The 20,718-nt window shown below is 38.8% G+C and carries 19 protein-coding genes; 9 read left to right on the forward strand and 10 right to left on the reverse strand.

Translation table 11 applies throughout. From position 1 onward, the window contains the following. Positions 1–131: 131 nt before the first annotated feature. The 6 genes from arsC to C9J38_RS08550 all read right to left on the reverse strand — a co-directional run bounded on the left by arsC (position 132) and on the right by C9J38_RS08550 (position 3,545). Positions 132–551 carry an arsenate reductase (glutaredoxin) gene (gene arsC, locus C9J38_RS08525; RefSeq protein WP_045130602.1) on the reverse strand — a complete coding sequence of 140 codons (420 nt, stop codon included), beginning with the start codon at positions 549–551 and terminating at the stop codon, positions 132–134. Positions 552–555: 4 nt separating this feature from the next. After that, complete coding sequence (arsB, locus tag C9J38_RS08530) at positions 556–1,617, reverse strand: ACR3 family arsenite efflux transporter (RefSeq protein ID WP_107206699.1); 1,062 nt, start codon at positions 1,615–1,617, stop codon at positions 556–558. A gap of 4 nt (positions 1,618–1,621) precedes the next feature. Then, positions 1,622–2,341, reverse strand: coding sequence for an arsenical resistance protein ArsH (gene arsH / locus C9J38_RS08535; protein WP_045185791.1), 720 nt, complete (start codon positions 2,339–2,341; stop codon positions 1,622–1,624). Between the two features lie 52 nt (positions 2,342–2,393). Next, positions 2,394–2,717, reverse strand: a complete 324-nt coding sequence (locus C9J38_RS08540) for a metalloregulator ArsR/SmtB family transcription factor (RefSeq protein WP_107206700.1) — start codon at positions 2,715–2,717, stop codon at positions 2,394–2,396. Between the two features lie 196 nt (positions 2,718–2,913). Then, positions 2,914–3,099, reverse strand: coding sequence for a hypothetical protein (locus tag C9J38_RS08545; RefSeq protein ID WP_107206701.1), 186 nt, complete (start codon positions 3,097–3,099; stop codon positions 2,914–2,916). 80 nt (positions 3,100–3,179) lie between these two features. Further along, positions 3,180–3,545, reverse strand: a complete 366-nt coding sequence (locus C9J38_RS08550) for a hypothetical protein (protein ID WP_107206702.1) — start codon at positions 3,543–3,545, stop codon at positions 3,180–3,182. A 269-nt stretch (positions 3,546–3,814) separates the two neighbouring features. Here C9J38_RS08550 and C9J38_RS08555 point away from each other — a divergent pair, with 269 nt between their 5' ends. Together C9J38_RS08555 and C9J38_RS08560 are read left to right on the forward strand one after the other, a co-directional pair. Next, entirely contained in the window at positions 3,815–4,135 is a 321-nt protein-coding gene (locus C9J38_RS08555) for a hypothetical protein (protein WP_107206703.1), read from the forward strand. A 280-nt stretch (positions 4,136–4,415) separates the two neighbouring features. Further along, on the forward strand, positions 4,416–5,708 hold the full coding sequence (locus tag C9J38_RS08560) for a YadA-like family protein (RefSeq protein WP_107206704.1): 1,293 nt from the start codon (positions 4,416–4,418) through the stop codon (positions 5,706–5,708). Positions 5,709–5,768: 60 nt separating this feature from the next. Here the strand turns inward: C9J38_RS08560 and C9J38_RS08565 are convergent, their stop codons facing one another. Continuing rightward, on the reverse strand, positions 5,769–8,891 hold the full coding sequence (locus tag C9J38_RS08565) for an efflux RND transporter permease subunit (protein WP_107206705.1): 3,123 nt from the start codon (positions 8,889–8,891) through the stop codon (positions 5,769–5,771). Positions 8,892–8,893: 2 nt separating this feature from the next. Then, positions 8,894–10,135, reverse strand: a complete 1,242-nt coding sequence (locus tag C9J38_RS08570; RefSeq protein WP_107206706.1) for an efflux RND transporter periplasmic adaptor subunit — start codon at positions 10,133–10,135, stop codon at positions 8,894–8,896. 656 nt (positions 10,136–10,791) lie between these two features. Here C9J38_RS08570 and C9J38_RS08575 point away from each other — a divergent pair. From C9J38_RS08575 to C9J38_RS08600, 6 genes are all read left to right on the forward strand, one after another. Further along, entirely contained in the window at positions 10,792–11,232 is a 441-nt protein-coding gene (locus C9J38_RS08575; protein WP_107206707.1) for an Hsp20 family protein, read from the forward strand. Positions 11,233–11,475: 243 nt separating this feature from the next. Next, on the forward strand, positions 11,476–13,371 hold the full coding sequence (gene dnaK, locus C9J38_RS08580; protein WP_107206708.1) for a molecular chaperone DnaK: 1,896 nt from the start codon (positions 11,476–11,478) through the stop codon (positions 13,369–13,371). Between the two features lie 236 nt (positions 13,372–13,607). Beyond that, on the forward strand, positions 13,608–14,522 hold the full coding sequence (locus tag C9J38_RS08585) for a DnaJ C-terminal domain-containing protein (RefSeq protein WP_107206709.1): 915 nt from the start codon (positions 13,608–13,610) through the stop codon (positions 14,520–14,522). A gap of 356 nt (positions 14,523–14,878) precedes the next feature. Further along, a complete protein-coding gene (locus C9J38_RS08590; RefSeq protein ID WP_107206799.1) occupies positions 14,879–16,258 on the forward strand; it encodes a D-alanyl-D-alanine carboxypeptidase family protein in 1,380 nt (459 codons plus the stop codon). A 190-nt stretch (positions 16,259–16,448) separates the two neighbouring features. Then, entirely contained in the window at positions 16,449–16,889 is a 441-nt protein-coding gene (locus C9J38_RS08595) for a hypothetical protein (protein WP_107206710.1), read from the forward strand. Between the two features lie 216 nt (positions 16,890–17,105). Next, on the forward strand, positions 17,106–18,095 hold the full coding sequence (locus C9J38_RS08600) for a hypothetical protein (RefSeq protein WP_107206711.1): 990 nt from the start codon (positions 17,106–17,108) through the stop codon (positions 18,093–18,095). 119 nt (positions 18,096–18,214) lie between these two features. Here C9J38_RS08600 and C9J38_RS08605 read toward each other — a convergent pair whose 3' ends face one another. Beyond that, the gene (locus C9J38_RS08605; RefSeq protein WP_107206712.1) at positions 18,215–18,967 is read right to left on the reverse strand and encodes a TatD family hydrolase; all 753 of its coding nucleotides are present in this window, start codon (positions 18,965–18,967) and stop codon (positions 18,215–18,217) included. Between the two features lie 154 nt (positions 18,968–19,121). Between C9J38_RS08605 and C9J38_RS08610 the strand changes: the two genes are divergently transcribed. After that, on the forward strand, positions 19,122–19,298 hold the full coding sequence (locus C9J38_RS08610; protein WP_006644842.1) for a DUF6435 family protein: 177 nt from the start codon (positions 19,122–19,124) through the stop codon (positions 19,296–19,298). A 108-nt stretch (positions 19,299–19,406) separates the two neighbouring features. On the opposite strand, the gene C9J38_RS08615 is transcribed toward C9J38_RS08610, so the two are convergent. Next, complete coding sequence (locus C9J38_RS08615) at positions 19,407–20,063, reverse strand: SH3 domain-containing protein (RefSeq protein WP_107206713.1); 657 nt, start codon at positions 20,061–20,063, stop codon at positions 19,407–19,409. Between the last annotated feature and the right edge of the window lie 655 nt (positions 20,064–20,718).

Here is a 20,718-nt window from a genome sequence, read left to right on the forward strand (position 1 = left end):
CACTTAAAAAGAATTGAGATAATTAAGAAATTGAGCATTGTCTTATCATCTAAACGAAAAAAAGCTCTGACTTTCATCAGAGCTTTAAACATGTCTATTTATACTTACTTAAGTTGTAGTGGCAAAAGCAATTACAGTAGACGGTTTCCGTTGGCGTCGATGATGACTTCACCATCTTCCTTAATTAGTGGTCCTTTCGGCCAGTTTTCTAGCACGTCTAATACCGCTTCACTAGGGCGACACAGTTTTACACCTTTTGCCGTACATACGATTGGGCGGTTCACCAATACAGGGTGCTCTAGCATGGCTTCTAGAATCACTTCATCTGATACGCTTTCATCTAATAAACCGAGCTCTTTAGCTGGCGATTTACTGGTACGTAATGCAGTACGTGGGGTTAAATTTGCCGCTGCAAATAACGCTTGAAGCTGAGGTTTTGTCCAACCTTCTTGAATGTATTCAATCACTACAGGTTCATAGCCTGCATCTTGGATAATTTGCAGCACATTTCTTGAGGTACCGCACTCTGGATTATGGTGAATAACAACCATTTTTTTACTCTCCGTGTACTTTTGAAATAGTGTTTGATGGCATTTCGTTTTCATCAAACCAATGGCGAGTACGGTTGGCAAACCATACTAAAGACAACATAACGGGTACTTCCACCAGCACGCCAACAACGGTGGCAAGAGCAGCACCTGAGTGTAAACCAAACAGTGAAATCGCAACGGCTACCGCTAATTCAAAGAAGTTAGAGGTACCAATCATACAAGCGGGTGCTGCAATGTTATGAGCTAACTTCATGCGTTTTGCAGCCCAGTAAGCAATGGCAAAAATCGCATAAGTTTGGATCAATAGTGGAATCGCAATTAATACAATCGCTTCAGGGTTAGCGATAATTGTTTCAGCTTGGAAACCAAACAATAAAACCACTGTTGATAACAAACCAATGATTGACCAAGGTTTTAGCTTGGCTAATAAGTTATCTAAACGAGAATGGTCGTTTGATTTATCAAGCGCTTTACGAGTAATGGCACCCGCCACTAATGGGATCACAACATACAGCACCACTGATAATACTAGGGTATCCCAAGGCACAGTAATGTCTGTCACACCTAGCAAGAATGCCGCAATCGGTGCGAAAGCAAAGATCATGATCAGATCGTTAACGGATACTTGTACCAAGGTGTAGTTCGCATCACCTTTGGTCATTTGGCTCCACACAAATACCATTGCGGTACAAGGTGCAACACCCAATAAGATCATACCTGCGATGTATTGAGAAGCGGTTTCTGGATCAACCCAAGAGGCGAAGAAAACTTTGAAGAATAGCCAACCTAGAAACGCCATAGAAAATGGTTTTACTAACCAGTTAATCACCAGTGTTAGCACTAGGCCTTTCGGTTTTTTACCCACATCTTTGATCGATGAGAAATCAATCTGCATCATCATTGGGAAGATCATTAACCAAATTAATACCGCAATAACGATATTAACGTGCGCGTATTCAAGCGATGCCACCACACTAAATAATTGTGGGATTGCACTGCCAAGAATAAGACCGGCAATAATGGCAGCCCCAACCCATACGGTTAAGTAACGTTCAAACAGTCCCATTTTATTAGCCTTCTTTTTGGTTTACACGTTGCATTAATTGCTCTGCACTTTCGACACGTTCTGAATAACGATCGACTAAGAAATCACTGTTATCGCGGGTTAATAGCGTAAATTTCACTAGCTCTTCCATCACATCAACAATGCGGTTGTAGTAACCAGATGGCTTCATACGATCGTTATCGTCAAATTCTAAAAACGCTTTTGCGACAGAAGATTGGTTAGGGATAGTCACCATACGCATCCAACGACCCAATACACGAAGCTGATTTACTACATTGAATGATTGAGAGCCACCACACACTTGCATTACCGCCAGTGTTTTCCCTTGAGTTGGACGAACAGCCCCCATAGATAATGGGATCCAATCAATTTGTGCTTTCATAATGCCAGTCATCGAACCGTGTCGCTCTGGTGAGCACCACACTTGCCCTTCTGACCAGATCACAAGATCTCTTAACTCTGCGACTTTGGGGTGCGTTGGATCTTCTGCATCTGGTAGTGGTAATCCTTGTGGATCAAAAATACGGACTTCTGCGCCCATTTTTACTAATAATCGCGCTGATTCTTCAATCACTAACTTGCTAAAAGAACGCTTACGTAATGATCCGTAAAGCAACAGAATACGCGGTTTATGGGTTGATTTTGGCGCAACTAAATCTTCTGACGTCGTAACATTGAACTGGTTTTCATCAAGATTTGGTAACGATAAGTCTTTAATTTCCATGTTGTGGCCTATGTATAAATAGTCTTTAACTCTGTCACTAATCGATATGTAATTAGCAACTAGAACAATCTGATTCGAGTCGAGATAAACAGTCTTCTAAATATTGATGACTGTTTTGTGACGATGTTGAAACTATCTCGCTCATCCAAGGTGGTATTGCAGGATTCAGTCGGTAATACACCCATTTTGCTCGGCGCTCATCGACCAACAACCCAGTACGACGTAATTCTGCTAAATGACGAGACACTTTAGGCTGGCTAATATCTAATGCTTGTTGTAAATCACACACACAAAGCTCCCCTTTCAAACTAAGGAGCATAAGTACTTTAAGGCGAGTGTCATCCGCCATGGCTTTGAAGAAAGATAGTGTTTCCATAAATTCACATGCGATTTTTCATATATATGATTTTTAATATATGTAGATCTACTTTTAATGTCAACAGTGAACGAAATGTGAAAAAGGGTTTATTTGATGTATTTAAATCTTCAGAGAGGGAAAGGTGATTGTAGAGAAGTTAAAAGTGGGATATCAGACGATAACCATACCCCACCAATAGGCAGTGGTAAGCGGTTTACTCTATCGTATTACAGTGTTTTTCTATGTAATTATAGCTATGCCCAGCATCTAAACAGCGATCAATGGTCACGAATTCATGAAACGTTTTTACCGCATAAGCAAAGGCTAATAACAGCGTCACTCTTATCGTGACATCAAGCCAACTCCCCCTTCCCCAGAGTGCTTTATTCTTTGATTTCATAATCCTTTATCCTTTATCCTTTATCCTTTTCTATAGCAGCTGTATAGCGTTCTAGTGATACCTATAACAACACCAAGCATCTATGGTTTATTGGCAGGCGTTCGTTTGGCTTTTTGATTTAACCAATGGTCACTGTCTATCTGGGTATTCTTTCTTAGTGGTGTTTTTCTCTGGCTTGTTTTCTTCGCAGGCTCTATCGCATCAGGCTGGCGAGGCTTTTTTGTCCCTTGTTTTTTTATCGGCTTTTCTTCGATGAAATCATCTTCAATAATACTGTCGTCTTCTTCATTTTCACTCTCTAGCATTGATTGATAAGTGTTCAAACGCGTTTTAAGATGAGAGAAATAACTGCCATGTGATTTCTTTTTTCGTTTTCTTATAAAGAGTAAATTAAAGATAAGAAACAAAATCATGAAGGGAACAAACCACAGTACATCGCTAAACATTAAGTTCTCCTCCTTTAAATTTAAACAAAGTCATTTGCATTAGAACTATTATAACGCAATATTTTCATAAACTTAGAAAAAATTAAAAACGGCTCTAATGTTTAATCAGGCTGAACGTTTATTAACATATGAATAACTCATATTATAGATAAACGGCATAGTGAGATGTTAAAATCATTAATTGTTGTTCGTTAGCATTCATTCTATTGAGCATTGCTGCATCCTAATTTAGACACAACATCATCAAGATTAACAAACTGAGAATACTCATGAAATTGATAACGACACAAAGCATTATTTTAAGTCTTTTTTTACTGGTAGGTTGCGTAACTGAAAGTGTGAGAGTTGTACCCAAAAAAGTCAGTGTAAATGCAGGCATTGGCTTTAACCCGTGCGGGAGTGAAGTAGAAGGTTATCAATTCTCACCGCAAGGCATGATCACGATTTCTTGCGTAAACGGGATGGTCTATTCTGTCCGCAATCAACAAGAGTTAAAAAAATTAAAAGAAAATGTTATCAAGTGTCAAGAAAATGGCATTAATGATTATTCGGTTTGTTTAACTGTTAAAAGAAATAAGGTTAAAGATTAAATATATTCTAAAATTTAAATGTAGATTTGCAGTCAAGATTAATTAATTTTCTTTTAATTTTGAAAAACACCCATATTTTTCTTTATTTTAAAAAACACCTAAAAAGTCAAAAAACTGGCACATTTAACATCAAATACTAATATATATTCGCATTTAATGAATATAAACCCTACCACAATGCATAAATCACATTTTTGGTAACTTTAATTCTATTCCTAACTCTAACTTTATTAATTAAATTGTATATGCTACCGCTAAATTAAACTATTAGGGTTATGCCATGCTATTAAATAAAAAACATTATTTATTAATATCACTTTTTTCATTACCTGCTTTCGCTCAACCCCTTAATTTAAGTAATAATTTAAGTGATAATTCTTCTAATGCAGCAACGAATACGAATAATGTTATTTTGGGCCAAGGTGCTTCTGTTGCGCAAAGTAACAATTCTGTTGCAATTGGTTACGCATCATCAGCAAAAGGGGAATCGAGTGTTGCTGAAGGTTATTCATCAAGTGCTAATGGTAATGCTGCGATAGCTATGGGGATTGCGGCAAAAAGCCAAGGTAACCAATCTGCCTCTTTTGGCTCTAATGCACAAACATACGGCAATAGTTCCTCTTCATTTGGCTCTGGAGCAATCGCAAAAGGCGTTCAAACCGAGGCTTTTGGCTCTACAGCCAATGCTGATGGCAATGCTTCTATTGCCTTTGGCTCTAGTGCTAAAGCCACTGGGTATTCAACGACGTCGTTGGGTACCAGTAGTGTCGCGAAAGGTACATATGCAATGGCTATGGGTACAAGTAGCCATGCTGACGGTAACTATTCAATGGCACTGGGGACTAAAGCGTCAGCGGGTGAAAAAGATATTACTATTGGTAACTATGCGACTGCATCAGGTAAAGCAGGCTCTATTGCGATAGGCAATCAATCTGTTTCTACTGATGGCCAAGTATCATTTGGTAGCGATAAGATCCAACGTCGTTTAGAGCATGTACAAGCAGGTATAGCACAAACAGATGCGGTTAACGTAAGTCAGCTACACCAAGGTATTTCACAAGCAAATAAGTATACTGATACTCAAGTATCATCAACATTAAACCAAGCAAAGAGTTATACCAATACTTCAGCGGCTAACACTTTACACCAAGCTAATGGATATACCGATAATAAAACAGCCGAAGCGGTTAAACAGGCTAACCATTATGCAGATATTGACGCTAATAATGCCGTAAATAAGGCTGACCATTATGCAGATCAAAATGCTACAGCAACACTAAATAAAGCTAATAGTTATACCGATCAACGTTTTGGTGAACTTAGCCAAGATATTAACAAAGTACATAACGAAGCCAATGCGGGTATTGCAAGTGCTATGGCGATGAGTGCAATCCCTTTCCGTCAAGGTTATCACTATACCATCGGCCTAGGTACGGCAAATTACGATAACCAATCTGCAATTGCATTAGGCGGTAAATTTGATGTTGGACAACGAGGTATCATTACTGTTGCTGCATCTGACGACTCAGAGCATGATACGGGAGTTTCTGCTGGTGTCGGTATTGGTTTCTAGGTTAGGCCATCCATACCGAATACCTCGTTAAATGTAACCACGTCCATCCTTTGACGCAATTTACTCGGATGTGCGTGGTTGCCACCACCAGTGATAAAACCGCCTTATTACTGATTTAACATCTTGTAATATTAAATACAATGATGGCACTAATAGTAAGGTCACAACGGTGGCAAATAAAATCCCAAAGGCTAATGATGTTGCCATCGGGATCACGATCTGTGCTTGTAAGCTATCTTCTAATAAAATAGGCGCGAGACCAAAAAAGGTCGTTAATGACGTTAATACAATCGCCCTAAATCGTGCACACCCCGCATCAATAACCGCTTGTTGTAAGTCAACGCCTTGCTTTAATGCTCGATTAATAAAGGTAACTAACACTAACGAGTCATTGACCACAACCCCAGCTAACGCCAAAATTCCAAACACACTGAGTAAATTAAGGGTAAGCCCAGCAATATAGTGCCCAGCTATTGCGCCGATAATACCGAATGGGATCACAGACATAATAATCAATGGCTGGCTATAAGATCGCAGCGGAATCGCCATTAAAGCGAATATAGTGAGAAGAGCCAGTAAAGCATCACGAATTAAACTACCTTTGGTATTTTTTTCATCTTTTGCTCGACCATCTAACGCTATCTTAATATCAGGGTATTGCTGTTGTAATGTATCGAGTTTATTTGTCAGAATATCATTATAGATCTCAGACGGTGATGTTTGTGCTTTATCAACATTGGCAGACACAATCACAGATCGTTTTCGATCAACCCGATTGATGCTGGTATAAGAAGATTCAATATTAGCCGTGGCAACCTCAGTAAAAGGGACAAACTTGCCACTTGGTAATCTCACCTTCATGTTCTCCAAATATCCAATCGTACTGCGTTCTTGTTGCGGATAACGCACCATGACTTTAACCTCTTCATTATTACGCAAAACACGCTGTGCTTCGTAACCAAAAAAAGCATGACGAACTTGGTTGGCTAATGCTGATAATGATAAGCCTAATGCTTCCCCTACTGCGGTTAATTGTAATTTCACTTCTGGTATTGGTGATGAGAGATCATCTTTAATATTTAACGTGCCATCATACTCAGATAACAGTTGTTGCATTGCTTTCGATGCGGCAGCAAGTTGCGTTAAATTTTCGCCTTTTAAACTAAACTGTAAATCACTTTGCTTACGATCAATCGAGGCATCATAGGTAATATTTTTCACTCCGACCAAAGGTGGCATTTGTGCTTGCCATTGTTTTAATATTTCAAAGCTACTGATCGGTAACGTTTCTGTTTTATGGAGCTCGGCTAAGATAAATAAATCTTGCCGATTCGCCATATTCATAAAAGTGTGTTTTACCACATTCACACCCAGCTCTTGATATATTTTGGCATCTGCTTGATACAATGCATCTTCTATTTGAGCCGCAACACGCGCGTTATTTTCATCAGAAGAAGACACATCCATATCTACATTTACTTGAATATAATCAGATGGAAGATTAGGAAAAAAGACCCATCGTAATTGGCCACTTACCACAAGTGCGATAGCAAGCATTAAGATGCCAGAAAACGTCGCTAAGACACTATAGCGATGCCTCGTACACAGGGTAATAAATCGACGATAGTTATAATTTATAAACCGATCGACTGCATTGTTAAAACGCAATTTTAAGCGTGAAAGTAAATGAGGTGTCTTGCTCGGCGGCGTTAAACGCATACGCGCTAAATGTGCAGGAAGGATAAGTTTTGACTCTATCAAAGAAAAGCTTAAACACAGCAATACAATCCATGCGATAGCTTTGAAAAACTCAGTGCGAGGCGCATCCGAAATCAACATGGGGATAAACGCCGCCATGGTCGTTAAGACGCCAAATGTTGCAGGAATAGCGACTTTCTTCGCCCCAGCTATAACGTTATCAATACCTTGCCCTTTGTCTTCAATTTCACTGTAAACACTTTCTCCCACCACTATTGCATCATCAACAACTATCCCTAGCACTAAAATAAAACCAAACAGCGAGATAAGATTAATTGATACCGCAATAAACGGCGTTGGCATAAACAAAAGCGTACCAAGGAAACAAAATGGGATCCCTAATATGACCCAAAACGCAACGCGTATATCAAGAAAAAGAGCAAGAATAACAAAGACTAATATGCCACCATATAGCATATTGGAAAGCATCATATTCAAACGCCCTTCCAAATAATGTGACATATCTCCCCAGGTGTCGAGATAGACACCCGAAGGTAATTGAGCTTGCTTTTTGGCTATATACTCACTGACTTGATGTGAGATTTTAGTCGCATCTTCATCCGTTAAGTTTCGTACTTGAATAACTGCGGCTCGTTGGCGATTAAAACGATTTAAAACCCTATTTTCAACAAAACCGTCTGAAACAGTGGCGACATCTGATAATAATAATCGGCTACCGTCTGAGCGCGTGCGTAAAACAATCGATGAAAACGCATCACCGCTATACAGTTGACCGTTAGTTCGAACCAATAAATCACCATCTTTAGCTTTAATGATGCCACCGGGTAAATCTATAGATCGCTGTTGAACAACATTCGCGACTTGCTCAAAGGTTAAACCATACTTTCTTAGCGCATTTTCAGAGACATCTATCGCTATTTCATAATCTTTTACGCCTGAAACGACAACGTCAGAAGCACTGCTTTCGAGTAAAATATCGTCTCGAACTTGTTTGGCATATTCTTTTAATTGTCTTTCATTGAGATTGCCATAAAGCGAAATGAACATGACATTACTGGTAAATTCAGCCCGCTTGATCAATGGCGTTTCCATATTGACTGGAAACGTCGTAATGGCATCAATTTGTTGTTTGACATCATCTAGCACTTTCTCAAGATCGGCTCCCGTATCAAGCTCTAAAGTCAATGAAGCCAAGCCTTGAGAAGCGACAGATTCAATCCGCTTGATGTTTTTTACATTATCGAGCGATTGTTCAATTTTAATGTTGATGCTTTGTTCTATATCTTCAGGAGACGCGCCAGGATAACTTGCTGTGATCATAATGCGATTCAAAGCAAAAGCGGGGAAAATTTCTTTATTGATTAAACTAATAGAAAATAAGCCACCTAAAATAACAAGCAACATGAGTAGATTGGCAGCAACATGATTATGGGTAAACCAAGCAATTAATCCTTTTTCTTTCATCGCTATTCTCCCTTATTCACGACGTTAGGATTTACCACTTTTTTATCGGCAGCCATTAGTGGTGAAATATCAGGGGAATAACTTTTACTCATCACCGTTGTAACTTCAGTACCATCAATTAAGCTATCAGGGCTTATTAAAGAAACTAACTCTCCATCTTTTAGTCCCCCGATAATATAAGCATTTTCTTTATCTGAACGGACTACATGCACCTTTCGAGTTGTGGTTTTATTATCCGCATCAACCACAATGACCTGCTCAGAACGAACAACGTGGCGCGGTAACTTAATCACATCACTGACTTTTCGCCCTTGGATCTTTGTTGTTACGAATGTACCAAATTGCAAAATAGGTAATGAAAAAGAAGATGTGTTATTAACGAGGGATGTATGACGGTTATAAGGGTCGTTGACTTCTGCGACGAGATAAATCATTCGATTATCTTTATCAATTACACCTTCATTACGTACTAACTGTGCCGCCCAATGAATCACTTTCACTTCGTTATATTGAGATTCTAAGGTGATCTTTGTGGTTTCAAGACGAGGTAAATCAAGATAAGCCATCGATTGCGGCGTGATAGGTAAACGAATTTCAGCCGTTTGAGTACCATACAACTCGCCAATTAACTTACCTTTCGTTACATAACTACCGATATTGATTTCTTTCGCTGTCACTAAACTATCAAAAGGAGCACGTATTTCTGTTTTAGTCAGATTACGTTTAGCACGCTCTACAGCCGCTTGTGCAAACTTTACATTGGCTTCTTCTTGTTTGCGTTGCGGTTCACGTAAACCAAGAGAGGTTTGTTTATTCACAGATACATCACGTAAGATCTTTTTAGCGACTTTCCCTCGCGCAATTTCTTCTTTTAATTTCGCTTGTGCTTGTGCCAATGTCGCTTCAGCTTGAGCAAGATCGGCATGATAGTCGCTATCATCTAAACGTGCTAATAACTCTCCTTTCGTCACGAATTTGCCGACAGCAAAATCAGGAGAAATGTATTTGACCGAACCGACGACTTCAGAGACAACTTCTGCTTTTTGCTTGGGTTCAACAATTCCATATGAACCTACGGTGAGTTGCACATCTTGTTTTTGTATTTTAATCACTTCTAAAACAGGAGGCTGCACTGTAACTTTTTGCTGCTCTGGGCGTTTTTTGGTATTTATCAACAACACTGACGCCACAATAAATATTGCGATAATAACCAAAGGTAGTAATCGTCTTACCATTACATGCATGCTTTTAATCCCTAATCAGCGCATTTCAATAATCAGATCTTGTTTCTATTGTAGAGCATAGATGAATGCTCAAAAGTAGAAACGTAACATTAAACCGTACGTAATAGAGTGTGAGTTTGTTCACTATGTCATTCTTATTTTTGAATATTTATACATCCCATCGTTAATTATGTGATCTATCATTACTACTTTATCTGCACACACCATACTTTTAAAACGTTTAACCCAAGTAATTAAAGGTTGAACTTTACGCATTACAGCCCCTTGAAAATCACTTTCCAACCCTTATTTCTTGTTTAGAGACACCATTTGAATAAACCAATTTACCTTTATTAAAGCTGTAAATCGTACATATTGAGAGAGAAGCTAAACTTTTTTAGTTATGGTTAACTTGTGAAATCAATCAGTTATACACCAACCAACAAAAAGATTAGAAAAACTTATTAAAAAGTATTGACCGCACAATCACGGAAGCATATATTAATTACACGAACTGCCAAATGGAGTTCGAAATGCTAATAGGATTCGCCTTATTAGGGAAACCCTTATTAGTTTTGTTTTTACGGATCTTAGACAGATCCACTTAGTGATAAACGACAACTTTATATACCTTCTGTCGACACTAAGACTATTGCTTATTATTGAGGATAGTTATTATGCGTAATGTAGATTTCACTCCCCTATACCGCCACGCTATTGGTTTTGATCGCTTATTCAACCTCGTTGAAGCAAGCAACAACAAAGCACAGGCAACCGGATACCCTCCGTACAATATCGAGCAAACTGACGAGAATAATTACCGCATTACAATGGCGGTGGCTGGTTTCTCTGAGGATCGCTTAGATCTTACTCAAAATGAAAATATGCTTGTTGTAACAGGAACTAAGGCTCCTGAAGAAAACAAAAATTTTATCTATCAAGGTATTGCTGAGCGTAACTTTGAACGTAAATTCCAACTTGCAGATTACGTAAAAGTTGTTGGTGCAAACTTAGAGAATGGTTTACTTCATATCGATTTAGAACGTGAAGTACCTGAAGCAATGCAACCACGTAAAATTTCTATCGGTAAAGCAGCAACACTGCCAACTGAAGAATAATTTCAACGCTATTAATTAGCCTTGAGTAGATAACATATTTAGAGCTATCACCTTTTTTCGACCTAAATTCGACAGGTTGATAGCTCACTATATTCATCCCCTATCGGGAAATCATATTTAAATTGCATTGATCTTTGGCTTGAATTCAGTACTTCAACCAACAACATTCTTATCCTCAATAAAATATCGAACATAGTTCAGATAAGAATAACTAATCAATGCGATACAATGAGGAAAAGATTTATGAGTAAAATTATCGGTATTGACTTAGGTACAACTAACTCTTGTGTTTCTGTATTAGACGGCGACATGCCACGTGTTATTGAAAATGCGGAAGGTGAACGTACTACAGCTTCTGTGATCGCATATACAGATGGTGAAACCTTAGTTGGTCAACCTGCAAAACGTCAGGCAGTAACCAACCCTGAAAATACGTTATTTGCTATTAAGCGTTTAATTGGTCGTCGTTTTGAAGACGAAGAAATTCAACGTGATCTTTCTGTTATGCCATACAAAATTGTTAAAGCTGACAACGGCGATGCTTGGGTAGAAGCAAAAGGTCAAAAAATGGCGGCACCTCAGGTTTCTGCTGAAGTTTTGAAAAAAATGAAGAAAACAGCAGAAGAATACTTAGGTGAAAAAGTAACAGCAGCTGTAATTACAGTACCTGCTTACTTTAATGATGCACAGCGTCAGGCAACCAAAGATGCTGGCCGTATTGCTGGGCTGGAAGTTAAACGTATTATCAATGAGCCAACAGCAGCAGCGCTTGCTTATGGTTTAGATAAAAAAGGTGGCGATCGCACTATCGCAGTGTACGACTTAGGTGGCGGTACCTTTGATATTTCTATTATCGAAATTGATAACGTTGATGGCGAGCAAACCTTTGAAGTGTTAGCAACCAATGGTGATACACACCTTGGTGGTGAAGATTTCGATACTCGTATGATCAACTACCTTGTTGATGAATTTAAGAAAGATCAAGGTATTGATTTACGCAATGATCCACTTGCAATGCAACGTGTAAAAGAAGCCGCTGAAAAAGCAAAAATTGAGCTTTCTTCTGCACAACAAACAGATGTGAATCTACCTTATGTGACTGCGGACGCTACTGGTCCTAAGCACATGAATATTAAGATCACACGTGCAAAATTGGAATCACTGGTTGATGAGCTAGTACAAGGTACTTTAAGCCCTGTAAAATCAGCACTTAAAGACGCTAACTTGAATGTAAGTGATATCACTGACGTTATCTTAGTGGGTGGTCAAACACGTATGCCACTAGTACAGAAAACCGTTGCTGATTTCTTTGGTAAAGAGCCACGTAAAGATGTAAACCCTGATGAAGCAGTTGCTATGGGCGCTGCAATTCAAGGTGGTGTATTAGCGGGTGATGTGAAAGATGTGCTTCTTCTTGATGTAACACCATTATCCTTTGGTATTGAAACCATGGGTGGTGTGATGACAGCATTGATTAATAAGAACACCACGATCCCAACCAAAGCTGAACAAGTGTTCTCAACGGCGGAAGATAACCAAAGTGCGGTCACCATTCACGTACTACAAGGTGAACGTAAGCAAGCGATGCACAATAAGTCACTTGGTCAATTCAACCTTGAAGGTATTCAAGCAGCACCTCGTGGTATGCCACAAATTGAAGTGACATTCGACTTAGATGCTGATGGTATATTGAATGTATCAGCAACCGATAAGGCGACAGGCAAAGCACAAAAAATCACGATTCAAGCATCAGGTGGTTTAACTGAGGCTGAGATTGAGAAAATGGTTCAAGAAGCTGAAGCGAACAAAGACGCTGATATGCAATTTGAACAACTGGTCACAGCGCGTAACCAAGCTGACCACATGATCCACAGCACACGCAAACAGTTAACTGAAGCAGGCGATAATTTACCAGCAACAGATAAAGAAAGCGTTGAAGCAGCTATCTCTGCACTTGAGAGTGTGAAATCTGGCGATGATAAAGACGCCATTGAAAAACACACTCAAGCATTGATGACTGCAGCACAAAAACTGATGGAGCATGCCCAAACTCAAGCGAACACTCAGCAACAAGCTGATGCTCAGAGCAATGCAAAAGACGACGATGTTGTAGATGCAGAGTTTGAAGAAGTGAAGTAATTACTCACGATAGTTTGCTATCATTGGTAGCAATCAATCGCAACGAATAGAGACGGGCGAAGAGATCAACATCTCTCGCCCTTTTCTACAATAACAACAGACAAAATGTAAATCTAATTTGGCTAACTATCTGTGCCTTTAATCGTTGATTACGCTTAAATCAGCTATCGTTTTTAGGTATGATTAGCAAAGAATATTCCAGATAGTTATCTCAGTTGAGATAAGAGGTGTTACTAATGTCAAAACGTGATTTTTATGAAGTTCTAGGTGTCGCCAAAACGGCATCAGAAAAGGAAATTAAAAAAGCGTACAAAAAGCTCGCAATGAAGTTTCACCCAGACAAAAATCCGGATGATCCAACGGCTGCAGACAAATTTAAAGAAGTAAAAGCAGCTTACGAAATTTTAACCGACAAAGAAAAGCGCACAGCCTACGATCAATTTGGTCATGCTGCGTTTGATAACCCAGGTATGGGCGGTGGACATCATGGTGGCGGTCATCACGGTGGTTTCCAAGGTGGCGGTTACGGTGATTTTGAAGATATTTTTGGTGGCGCATTTGGTGATATGTTCTCAAATGCTCGCGGTGGTCGTGGAGGATTTGGTAGCCGTCATTCCACTCGCCCACAAAAAGGCGAAGATCTTCAATACACCATGGAAATTGATTTAGAAGATGCAATTAGCGGTGCATCTCGTGTTATTGATTTACCCGTATTTGAAGGCACAAGCCAAGTAAATAAAAAGCTGAATATCAAAATCCCTGCAGGCATTGAAGATGGCGGTCGAATTCGCTTAAGTGGTAAAGGTCACCCTGGCATCAACGGTGGCCCACAAGGTGATGTATTTATTCAAATGAATATTCGCCCTCATCCACGTTACACGCGCGAAGGTAATAATTTACATTGTAAAGCGACTACCGACTTTGTGACTGCTGCATTAGGTGGCAAGATTGAAGTAAATACCTTAAATGGTGCGATTAGCCTTAAGATCCCTGAAGGGACACAAACCGGTCGTAAATTCCGCCTAAAAGGCAAAGGAGTCACAGATCGTAAAGGCAACACTGGCGATTTAATTGTTCAATTAGTCATTGAAACACCACAAAACCTAAGTGAACGTCAAAAAGAACTACTTGCCGAATTTGCTGCTGCATAAACATCATTATCGTTCAGGTTTCCATAATGATTCAGCTGGTAGGATAGAAGTAGACAAGATACGAGGGCTATAACCAATACGGGGAACGCATGACTTGCTGAGAAGGCAGGGCTTAAGCACCATGATTGGTTATAGCTATCAACAGTATTCAGGTCACTCGCTCAGGACATCATTATGGATAATGCGGTCCGTGACCAAAGTCATCGTAAAGCTGAATAGAACGGAAAAGCACTCACCATTGCCGTGGTAGTGATGGATAGACTCAACGGGCAGTAATTACCTGCTGAAGTCAGTATCCAATCTAATCGCTTTTTTATATCGCGCTTTTTGTGAATAACTGTAAATTTAAAACCCTTATGACAACTATTAAACAGCTTTCCTTAGCAGTAGCAATCGCTGCATTATTTTCCTCCAGTACAGTATTTGCCACGCCTAGCAACGATGCGGCGAACACCATGCCTGATAGTGATTACTATGCGGCAACACAATACAAAGAAGCAAAAGCTCCACTTAATAACTTTGGTGCTATCGACGTAAAAGTCAATATCCCAGAAAATGTGCAAGTGCCTCCTGCTCCAGCAGAAGCCGGCGGTGCGAATGGGATCCCACAAACTATGGTACAGAAGTGGGCTCAGACAGGCGTATTCCCACCTAGTCTTAAAGCACGGGCGTTCATTTTAATCGATGCCAACACTGGACAAATTATTGCATCCAACAATGGCAACATGCGTATGGCTCCAGCCAGCACCACGAAGTTAATGCTAATGTACATTGTTGAGCAAAAACTGGCTGACGGTGTAATCTCACTTGACTCAAAAGTACTCGTACCAGAAGTCGCGTGGCGCACTGGTGGTTCAAGAATGTTCTTGAAGCCCGGTTCTTATGTGTCAGTGAAAGATCTTATTCAGGGTGTGATTGTTGAATCGGGGAACGATGCCGCTGTAACACTGGCTAATTACGTCGCGGGATCGCAATCTTCATTCGTTTCGATGATGAACGCGACGGCAGTGAAGTTAGGTATGCACAATACCCACTTCACCACTGTTATGGGTCTGCCAGCACCTGCACATTTCTCAACCGCTTATGATCTTGGTCTTCTCGGAGAGCACATCATGAACGACTACCCTCAATACTTTCATTTTTTCAGTCAGAAGTATTTTGAATACAATCATATCCGCCAACCAAATTTCAATCGCTTATTGTTCACTTATCAATATGCGACGGGTATGAAAACGGGTAGTACAGAAGCCGCTGGGTACTCTCTGGTAAGCTCTGCTCAAATGCCAGATAACCCAATGAAGTTGGTTGCGGTTGTTCTGGGCACGCAATCACTGAATGATGTCGCAGCGCAAAGCAAAGGGCTATTCAATTATGGCTTCCGCTTCTTCAAGCAAGACACTTTATATGCAGCAAACAGCAAACTTTCTGAACAACACGTTTGGGGAGGACAACAAGATAAAGTCTCTTTAGGTCTTGAGAAGCCATTAACCTTGGTTCTTCCTTCAAGTGTTGATGAAAAAGGTCTGAAAACTGATCTCCAATTTGACCATGACATCAAAGCACCGGTTGATAAGGGTGAAAAGTTAGGTGAAATGACTGTCACTTATAATGGCAAAGTTATTAAAACCGAACCACTTGTCGCGCTCAACAGTGTTCAGCAAGGCGGCTGGTTCACCCGAATCTGGGCTAGTATCTCAATGTACACCCATAACTTGCTAGCATCTCACGGGCTGTAGACTCAGAAAATTAGGCGGGGTTTGGATTATAGAACAAACACTCGGTGGTAAATAAAAACGACGTTGTGATAATTGTCTTTTTATTTTCCCATGACGGAAGTACACTCCCGTCTTAATAGCCATCATACTAATAAAGCCAATATTTTAGTCGAAATGAATAAGGTATTGGCTTTTTGTTTGGATAATCATTATGCCTACTTTTAAATCGAAATATCCCTTAGCAAGGCTAGCGAGTATTGTGTTATTAAGCTTATCAACAACAGTATTTGCTAGCATCTCGGACATCAACCGCGCAGTAGAAAACAGCCGTCATTTAGAACCAGGTGAAACTTTTGTACTCGATCAACCTTGTAAATTATTTAATAACTACGAGCATAAAATCTATCACTGTACAGCCATGATTGGCCCATTATCACTGATTAAAGATCAACAATTAGATGCCATTAAGAGTGATAACGAGCTACTTTATCGTGATGTTGCTTTTGTGAGAAAAGAAGATGGTCAACCCGTGTTCCGTCTACTTCCTCGAGCAGCGAAAACGCCAGAACAAACACCGCCAATATCATCAAATGAGTCATCAGAACAATCAGCAAAAAAACAATTATCACACGTTGGTTTTCTTGCTAAGTAGCAATTAACGCAGCACTTACAATAAACATTGTTTCATTGTATTCTTTTTCTTGAGTGATTATGCGTTAAAAGCAACTCATTATTTTAAATCGCAGTTAGATATTTTTTCTAACTGCGTATTTTTAATCCGCTTATAGAAATTAGTTATGTGTTTCACCCTCAACAAATTAAAATGCTCACCTATTATTATGTTCTATAAGAGCTTGATATATTCAACATGATTGAAGCAAAAATTGAAAACTGGGGACTCAAACGTGTTGAGCGTTATTTACCCATAACTCAGGGTCTCTTTAAAACAATAAATGATAAAAAACTGTGTCAGTTATGTGTTGTGCTTTCTTTTTTTATTGGATTCATCACAACCTTTTTTATCGTTTCTTTCGAAATCTATTTAGAGTTACTCGGAGAAAACTGGTTAGCCTTAGATAACCTACTAAGACTCGTTGTTATTAACATTGTATTTATCAGCTTAGAATTATTTTTACTATTTGAGGTTGGATTTATTACCACCGCAATTCTCATCAATCGTGCGTCAGCTAAATACCAGTTTTGTGACAGAATGAAAGCATCATTAGTGCGTGCGGTTATGGAGCTGTCAGAGCCCGTTGAGAATATTCATGGAATAAAACCTTATAAACAGTTTAGTAAATTTCGCTATATCAAAGTTGCCTTGTATACCGGTAAAGACATACTCAGTAATTTTATTATCAAGGCATTACTACAAAAATCACTATCACGTAGTAGCGTGCGTGTTTACATTCCGTTGGTTTCTACCTTAATTACGGGGTTTTGGGACGCATGGGTACAACAAAAAGCCCTTAGCGAAGTGCGATTACGTATTTCGGCACGCGTGTACGTACTTAACCAGTTAGCAGAACTTGAAGCTAAAGAGATGAGCCAAGCTTACATTATTGCTTTACTCCGTTTAATTGCGGTAAGACAGAGCTATAAACAAGAATGTGATATCAATTTAGAGTTCTTCTATGAGCAACTTCATAAAAAGAAACAATGTGAAATAACAGAGCTTGAGTCTGTTGATTTGTTACTAGCAAGCGTAGATGCGTTAACGGTTAATGAAAAAGCAGAACTGACTGTTATGACCGAGTATTTGTTCTATTTCAGACGCTCACCGAATCGTATTGAAAAACAGTTATTAAGCAAACTTGGGGTACTTAAAGCGACCAAGCGCAACCCTCTACTTTGCTAAACACAGCACAATAAAAGCCGCCTTTCATATATTCCATGATTTAATATATTAAAGGCGGCTTTGCTTTTCATATGTCAACTAGATATCCGCACTCAAAAACAACCTGCAAACCATCAGATTCAAATTCTCAGAAAGCGTTGGGTATTTTCATGGATTAGTGTCGCCATTACATCCCGTGATAATTGATGATGCTCTGCTAATACGTCAATCACTTGATTGATCATATTTGGCTCCCCCTCCACACCATTGTATTTACACGGCGAATCAGACTCCACCAACAGCATATCAAGCGGAATTTTCTTAACAAACTCTAAGTAATGAGGATCGACAAAGATCCAAGGACTTACTGAAATGAAATGCGCTTGTTGATGAAGTAAGGCGAGGTCTTCGTCACTGCCTTCATACCAATGGAACAACGCCCCTTTGATTTGATAGGTATTTAAAATAGGCAGCGCATAATGAATATCATCTTCTACCACATGCAAATTGACAGGTAGTTTTAGCTCTGCTGCAATCTTAACAAAACGGGCTAAGCGTTCACTTCCGCGCTGTTTAATAAGGTGTTTTTCTTGCTTTGTTTTCTCGTCTAAGTAGAAAAAAGGAATGCCGATTTCACCAATACCAGATAATAAATGACGATGTTGGTATATCAGATCAATAACAGCTTGGATCTCTTGTTCACTGACATCTTTCTCAGGGTGAATACCAAGAAAGAGATAAATCTGCTCTGAATATTGTTGTTTTAAGCGTATCAACTCTAACGCACTTGCCTTAGTCATAGATACGGCACCTATTTTGCCGTTTTGCTTAAAAAACCGTTCCCTATCGACCGCTAATACACCTTCTAAATGGCAGTGAATATCAATTAACACAGTAGTATTCCCAATCGAGATAAGACAAACAATAAAAAATAATAACGCTTACTATTCAAAATCTTAACATAATTAAAGTTAGTCTCTAGCTTAATTAATCTTTTATTACGCATACTGCGTATACGATATAAATATAATTATTGGAGTTATATACATGTTTTCTTGGTTTAAAAATAATCCCGCTAAAAAATTAAAGAAACGCCACTCAATGCTACTTGAAGAAGCCATGCATGCTCAAAGGAATGGCGATATCAGAACCTATTCCCGCTTAACAGCAGAAGCTGATGAACTATTCCAGCAAATCAAGCACCTCAATCAATCTGAAACCTGAGCTTTGCATAAACGGCTTGTTAATTTCAGTAAAAAAAAAGCCTCCAATAACCTTTATACTCTATGAGTTAAAGCTATTGGAGGCTTTCTTGCTTAACTAAAAATAAGCTTATTTCGCTGCTGGCTGTACCTGCGCTGGTGTTGCATCTTTTAATTCAATTTTATGATTGGAAGGCGCGGTTGTTTGCTGCGTAAGTTGCTGAAATTGTTTTTGCATTTCCATCATTTGCTGCTGTTGTTTTGCCATTAAGTTAGACATATTCATTTGCATACCCCCCATATCATTCCATGAGTTTGCAAATACATTATTCATTTCAATTTGTTGTTGCTGCAACTGTTTAAAGAATGCTTTATCTACTTTGGCGTTATCACCTTTGGATTGAAATTGAACAATCTCATAATTCATTGGGCCCTGTGGAGTCTGCACTGTCCCTTTAGTAACCGTTTTTTCACCATTATCGGTTTTTACCGTTTTTGTCGTTTGGTTTGGTTGTACATTAGCTGATGCACTATCTACATTCTTCAAATCAACTGTTTGAATCCAACCCGTTTGACCATTACTTGGATCACCGACTTTTGACCAACCCTCATTTTTATAGATAGTGATCAAAGGTACATCTGTTTTTATCGTTTCAATTACCTTAGCTGATACATTAGGCTCTTGATATAGCTTGATAGTTTCAGTGGTATTATTAGCAGCCCACACAGCAGTACTCATACATGCTACAGCGGCAATACCTGCAAATGCTAGAATAGAACGTTTCATAAAATATCCTCTATGCACAGTGACATAATTTAAAAGGTCAAAAAAAAGGTTGACCACGCATAACCTGTAACAGATATATTATGTCTCTTAAATTAATCGAAGATGAACAAGACCTCAAATAATTAAATTCATTCAAGGTAAATTATTTTACAATTTTGCTTTCTTATTCTCATACATTTTTTTATCTATAACATTCATTATCTTAATAAGTTCACCTTGATAACTTTCAGTACCATAACTAAATAGTCAGTCACTAAAAGCATAACTTATTTTTCATTAATAAAATTTATTATGTATTTAATTCCCAAGGAATTATTTTTCAGTAATGAAAACAAATTCACTCCACCATAACGAATAGCTGAGCCCTCCGAATAAAAAGTTGAACACAATAATGAAGATGATTTTTTAATTAATTCATCACTTTTATATCGTTATGATTATAATTGCATGCTTAAATCTATCTAAATCAATGATAATTAAGATTTTTTGTTAAACAATAGTTATTGATAAATCGCTTATTATATAAACCACTAAATTCACCAATTAATGAGATATGCTGATATTGCTTTTTCTCTCTATAAAGGCAAGTAATATCTTTTCAACTGTATAATAAAAAGTTTCTGTGTTTATAATTGCGTCAAATTCCATGATATCA

Origin of the sequence: Photobacterium sp. GB-210, from assembly GCF_003026075.1 — a bacterium.
Classification (GTDB): domain Bacteria; phylum Pseudomonadota; class Gammaproteobacteria; order Enterobacterales; family Vibrionaceae; genus Photobacterium.

Excerpts from the sequence above, each read along its gene's own strand:
- C9J38_RS08610 (WP_006644842.1), top strand. The coding sequence starts at position 19,122 with ATGTTTTCTTGGTTTAAAAATAATCCCGCTAAAAAATTAAAGAAACGC.
- C9J38_RS08600 (WP_107206711.1), top strand. The coding sequence starts at position 17,106 with ATGATTGAAGCAAAAATTGAAAACTGGGGACTCAAACGTGTTGAGCGT.
- C9J38_RS08570 (WP_107206706.1), bottom strand. The coding sequence starts at position 10,135 with ATGCATGTAATGGTAAGACGATTACTACCTTTGGTTATTATCGCAATA.
- arsB (WP_107206699.1), bottom strand. The coding sequence starts at position 1,617 with ATGGGACTGTTTGAACGTTACTTAACCGTATGGGTTGGGGCTGCCATT.
- dnaK (WP_107206708.1), top strand. The coding sequence starts at position 11,476 with ATGAGTAAAATTATCGGTATTGACTTAGGTACAACTAACTCTTGTGTT.
- C9J38_RS08590 (WP_107206799.1), top strand. The coding sequence starts at position 14,879 with ATGACAACTATTAAACAGCTTTCCTTAGCAGTAGCAATCGCTGCATTA.
- C9J38_RS08555 (WP_107206703.1), top strand. The coding sequence starts at position 3,815 with ATGAAATTGATAACGACACAAAGCATTATTTTAAGTCTTTTTTTACTG.
- C9J38_RS08545 (WP_107206701.1), bottom strand. The coding sequence starts at position 3,099 with ATGAAATCAAAGAATAAAGCACTCTGGGGAAGGGGGAGTTGGCTTGAT.
- C9J38_RS08565 (WP_107206705.1), bottom strand. The coding sequence starts at position 8,891 with ATGAAAGAAAAAGGATTAATTGCTTGGTTTACCCATAATCATGTTGCT.
- C9J38_RS08550 (WP_107206702.1), bottom strand. The coding sequence starts at position 3,545 with ATGTTTAGCGATGTACTGTGGTTTGTTCCCTTCATGATTTTGTTTCTT.
- C9J38_RS08615 (WP_107206713.1), bottom strand. The coding sequence starts at position 20,063 with ATGAAACGTTCTATTCTAGCATTTGCAGGTATTGCCGCTGTAGCATGT.
- C9J38_RS08595 (WP_107206710.1), top strand. The coding sequence starts at position 16,449 with ATGCCTACTTTTAAATCGAAATATCCCTTAGCAAGGCTAGCGAGTATT.
- arsC (WP_045130602.1), bottom strand. The coding sequence starts at position 551 with ATGGTTGTTATTCACCATAATCCAGAGTGCGGTACCTCAAGAAATGTG.
- C9J38_RS08575 (WP_107206707.1), top strand. The coding sequence starts at position 10,792 with ATGCGTAATGTAGATTTCACTCCCCTATACCGCCACGCTATTGGTTTT.
- C9J38_RS08560 (WP_107206704.1), top strand. The coding sequence starts at position 4,416 with ATGCTATTAAATAAAAAACATTATTTATTAATATCACTTTTTTCATTA.
- arsH (WP_045185791.1), bottom strand. The coding sequence starts at position 2,341 with ATGGAAATTAAAGACTTATCGTTACCAAATCTTGATGAAAACCAGTTC.
- C9J38_RS08540 (WP_107206700.1), bottom strand. The coding sequence starts at position 2,717 with ATGGAAACACTATCTTTCTTCAAAGCCATGGCGGATGACACTCGCCTT.
- C9J38_RS08585 (WP_107206709.1), top strand. The coding sequence starts at position 13,608 with ATGTCAAAACGTGATTTTTATGAAGTTCTAGGTGTCGCCAAAACGGCA.